Below are 4,319 nucleotides of genomic sequence, written 5' to 3' on the forward strand. Positions count from 1 at the left end.
GCAGAGCGCGCTCAGCGCACCTGGTCCACGTCGACGAGGTCGACGCGGACACCCCGGCCACCAAGGGCGCCGACGACGGTGCGCAGCGCGCGGGCGGTACGGCCGTTGCGCCCGATGACCTTGCCGAGGTCGTCGGGGTGCACCCGGACCTCCAGCACACTGCCACGGCGCAGGGTCCGCATGCCGACCTGCACATCGTCAGGGTTGTCGACGATGCCCTTCACAAGGTGCTCAAGGGCCTCCTCAAGCACGCTCAGGCCCCGGTGGACTCGGCAGAGGCGGTGGCCTCGGCGTCGTCGGCCTTCTTGTCAGCCTTGTCGGCCTTGTCGGCCTTCTTCGCCTTGGGGGTGATCGCCTCACCCTTCGGCTCGTCGGCGGTGTCCTTGGCGGCGGCCTCGAACAGCACGCGCTTGTCGGCCTTCGGCTCCGGCTGGAGCAGCGGGGCAGGGGCGGGCTCGCCCTTGAACTTCTGCCAGTCGCCCGTCAGCTTCAGGATGGCGAGCACGGGCTCGGTCGGCTGCGCGCCGACGGAGAGCCAGTGCTGCGCGCGCTCGGAGTCGACCTCGATGCGCGACGGGTTCTGCACGGGGTGGTACAGGCCGATCTCCTCGATGGCCCGGCCGTCACGGCGGGTACGGGAGTCGGCGACGACGATGCGGTAGTGAGGCGCGCGGATCTTGCCCAGACGCTTCAGCTTGATCTTGACTGCCACGGGAGTGGGTTCTCCTGAAGTTGACGTGTTTGGGCACACTGACGGCCACGTGGGGTTGTGGAAGTCGTGCGCCCGATGGACGCGTCAGCCGAAGGAGAGAGGGTTCCTGCACGGCTGTCGAGTTCTCAGCTAAACATTGTGCCACAGTCAGCCGACCCCAACGACCTCCGGGATCCGGAACGGCTGCCCGCAGGCGCCGCACATGATCGGCGCCTGGGCCAGCACCGAGGGCACTACCCGGACATTCCGCCCGCAGTCGCAGACGGCCTTGACGCGCACGCCACCGCCCGAGGAGCCGTGCCGGGCGGCAGGTCCACGGAAGGAGCGGGCGGTGTCGGCGGTGGTGGCCGCAGTATGCGCTTTGAGCGCGCGCTGCAGCCGCTCGATGGTGGCCCGGTAACGCTTACGGGTGTCGGGCCGCATCACCACGAGCGAGAAGCCGCTGCTGGGATGCGGCTCGTCGGCGTGGTCCAGGCCCATCTCGTCGGCGATGGCGAGGAATCTGCGGTTGTGGTAGCGGCCGGCGCGTGAGGTGTCACGGATGCCGCGGGCCGCGGCGATCCCGTGCACAGCCTCGTGCAGCAACCTTTCGAAGGAGAGCTCGGTGCCGCAGGCGGACGAGGACTCTCCGATCAGGGACTCGGGCGCGGCCAGATCGGGCAGCTCGGAATGGTGCCGTTGAATATCGGCCCAGGCGACTGCCAGCTCGGCGGCGAGAACAGGTGGTGTCGTGCTCACGCCGTGACAACGAGCCGGGCGCCCCCGGTGTTCCGATTCCGGGCTAGCCCAATTAATTTGCACTGATCGGTCAGTTCCGGATGTTGCGCAATGGATACGCATGACGCAGGGCGGGTGCGGAGGGACCGGAGTAACACCGGTGAACCTGCGCACCCGCCCCCAAGCACGGACGTATGAACATATTCCGTACACCGCTGATCGGTCAGCGGACGCCGGAGGGAACCGCCCGGACCCGGGTGGTTCCAGGTGGGCCAAAGCGGGCCTAGTAGGCGCGGGCCACGATCGCCACGGTGCCGGGGGCGTCGTCGGCGAGCGGCACCGAACCGTCCTCGGCGACCAGGCAGCGCACCGAGACGCCCTGCTCGGCCAGTGTCGCCTCGCCCTCGGGGCCCAGGTCCGCCCACGGGATACGGGCCCAGCCGTTGGCCGCGGCCTCGGCCGCCTCGGCGACCGTGGTCACGTCCACGGTTCGGGACAGCCGACGGTCGCGGGACTCCTGGAGCAGCCGCGCCTGGTCCTCTTCCATCGCCTTGGGCAGCAGGGTCTCCAGCGCGTCCAGGGAGACCGGCTCCTTACCGCCGGGGATGCGGCGGGCGACCATCGCGGTGCCGCCGGCCAGGTCGCGCGGGCCGATCTCGACCCGCAGCGGCACGCCCTTGAGCTCCCAGTCGACCGCGCGCCGCCCGAAGGGGGTGTCGGTCCGGTCGTCCACGACCACCCGCAGCCCGGCCGCGCGCAGCTTCTCGCCGACCTCGTGCACCTTCGCCACGACGGCCTCGTCGTCCTTGATCGCCATCACCACGACCTGCACGTGCGCCAGCCGCGGCGGCACCCGCAGCCCGTTGTCGTCGCCGTGCATCATCACCAGCGCGCCGATCAGCCGCGTGGTGCTCCCCCAGGACGTCTGCCAGACGTGCTCCTGGGTGCCCTCCTTGGACAGGTACGACGTGTTGAACGCCTTCGCGAAGTTCTGCCCCAACTCGTGGCTGGTGCCGAGCTGGAGCGCCTTGCCGTCACCCATCATCCCCTCCAGGGTGAGGGTGTTGATCGCGCCGGCGAACCGCTCCTTGGCGGTCTTGCGGCCCGGCACCACGTCCATCGCCAGGACGTTCTCCATGAAGTCGCCGTACACGTCGTACTGGATACGGGCGGCGAACTCGCGGGCGTCCTCCTGGGTGGCGTGCGCGGTGTGCCCCTCCTGCCACAGGAACTCCGTCGTGCGCAGGAACAGCCGCGGCCGCAGCTCCCAACGCACCACGTTCGCCCACTGGTTGATCAGCAGCGGCAGGTCGCGGTAGCTCTGCACCCACTTGGAGAAGTACTCGTTGATGATCGTCTCGGACGTCGGCCGGACGACGATCGGCTCCTCCAGCTCCTTGCCACCGCCGTGCGTCACCACCGCCAACTCCGGCGCGAAGCCCTCCACGTGCTGGGCCTCGCGGGTGAGGTACGACTGCGGGATGAAGAGCGGGAAGTACGCGTTCTGCGCGCCGACCGCCTTGATCCGCGCGTCCATGTCGGCCTGCATCCGCTCCCACAGACCGTAGCCGTACGGCCTGATCACCATGGTTCCGCGCACGGGGCCGTTGTCGGCCAGTTCGGCCTTGTTGATCAGGTCCTGGTACCAGCGCGGGAAGTCGTCCGCTTGGGGGGTGAGAACGGGAGCCTTAGCCATGGGCCGATGGTAAGGCCCCGTGCCACCCCAGCGTGAATCGGCCGCTGCCCGGCGCACGCCGGAGCGCGTGAGCCGCGTGAAACACGGGCGTCGCCGGAAGTTCACGAGAACGCGTCCCCCGCCCTCTGGACGGGGGCGCGAAACGGCAGTTGTCTGGCATGCAGGGACGAGTACGACCCCTGGCACCACATCACGGGGAGCAGACGGCGGTTCCGCTCGGCTGATGGGAGCTCTTCCATGACGGCTACGCTCTATCGCGGCTCCAGGCCCGGCACGCAGGGCAGAGCCAGGGACTGGGCGGAAATCCAGGAGCGGATGCTCGTCCCGCTCTACGACGTGGTGTACGACCGGCTGGAGGTGGGGGCCGGCACCCGGCTGCTCGGCCTGGCCTGCGGCAGCGGCCTGGCGTTGATGCTCGCCTCCGCGAGGGGCGCCGCCGTCACCGGCCACGACCGGGACGCCGAGCGGCTGGCACTGGCCCGCGAGCGGCTGGCGGCAAGGGAGCGCGACCGCCCGCCGGAGCACCGTACGCGGCTGCTCGCCGGCGATCTGCGCCTCGCGGACCTGCGCAGCGCCCGGCCGCGCACCACGGCCGCCCTGACCGCCAGGGCCCCCGCGCGCAGCGGGGCCGCCACCACCGGCAGCGGCCGGACGCCACCGCCCGCACCCGACGACCACAGCGACGCGGTCCGGCCCGGTTCCGGCCGCGGCTACGACGTCATCACCGCCTTCGAACCCGCCGCGCCCACCGCCGAACTCGGGCCCGCGCTGGCCGCGGTGGCACGCAACGCGCGGCCCGGCAGCGCGGTCGTGCTGGCCGGCTGGGGTCCGCCCGAGCGGTGCGCGACCTCCCGTGTGCTCAAGGTCGCCACGCGGCTGGCGGAGCCGCGTGCCGCGACGGCCCCCGCCCTGCGGCTCAGCGGCCGCGACGATCTGGAGGACCTGGCGCGTACGGCCGGGCTGCGACCCGACGGCTCCGGGCGCGTGTCCTGCCCCTTCGGCTACTCCGACCTGCACAGCGCGGTCCGCGGCCTGGTGTCCACCGGGTTGTTCGACGCGGCCGTCGCCGCCACCGACCGCCAGCAGGTCGGCAAGGAGATCGCCGAGGCCCTGCACCCCTACCGCCGGCCCGACGGGTCGGTACGGATGGAGAACGTCTTCCGCTACCTGATAGCCCGCGCCTGACCCCTGCAC

The 4,319-nt window shown here is 71.2% G+C and carries 5 protein-coding genes; 1 reads left to right on the forward strand and 4 read right to left on the reverse strand.

Annotated elements, in window-relative coordinates; all coding sequences use genetic code 11:
- Positions 1-11 precede the first annotated feature (11 nt).
- From AC13HU_RS33185 to proS, 4 genes are all read right to left on the reverse strand, one after another.
- On the reverse strand, positions 12-251 hold the full coding sequence (locus AC13HU_RS33185; RefSeq protein WP_093716568.1) for an RNA-binding protein: 240 nt from the start codon (positions 249-251) through the stop codon (positions 12-14).
- A gap of 2 nt (positions 252-253) precedes the next feature.
- A complete protein-coding gene (gene rpsP / locus AC13HU_RS33190) occupies positions 254-712 on the reverse strand; it encodes a 30S ribosomal protein S16 (protein WP_483045695.1) in 459 nt (152 codons plus the stop codon).
- Positions 713-859: 147 nt separating this feature from the next.
- Complete coding sequence (locus tag AC13HU_RS33195) at positions 860-1,450, reverse strand: hypothetical protein (protein WP_483045696.1); 591 nt, start codon at positions 1,448-1,450, stop codon at positions 860-862.
- Between the two features lie 262 nt (positions 1,451-1,712).
- Positions 1,713-3,125 carry a proline--tRNA ligase gene (gene proS, locus AC13HU_RS33200; RefSeq protein ID WP_483045697.1) on the reverse strand — a complete coding sequence of 471 codons (1,413 nt, stop codon included), beginning with the start codon at positions 3,123-3,125 and terminating at the stop codon, positions 1,713-1,715.
- 237 nt (positions 3,126-3,362) lie between these two features.
- Here proS and AC13HU_RS33205 point away from each other — a divergent pair, with 237 nt between their 5' ends.
- A complete protein-coding gene (locus AC13HU_RS33205; protein WP_483045698.1) occupies positions 3,363-4,310 on the forward strand; it encodes an SAM-dependent methyltransferase in 948 nt (315 codons plus the stop codon).
- Positions 4,311-4,319 lie beyond the last annotated feature (9 nt).

The sequence above is a fragment of the Streptomyces sp. NH27 genome, from assembly GCF_056859195.1.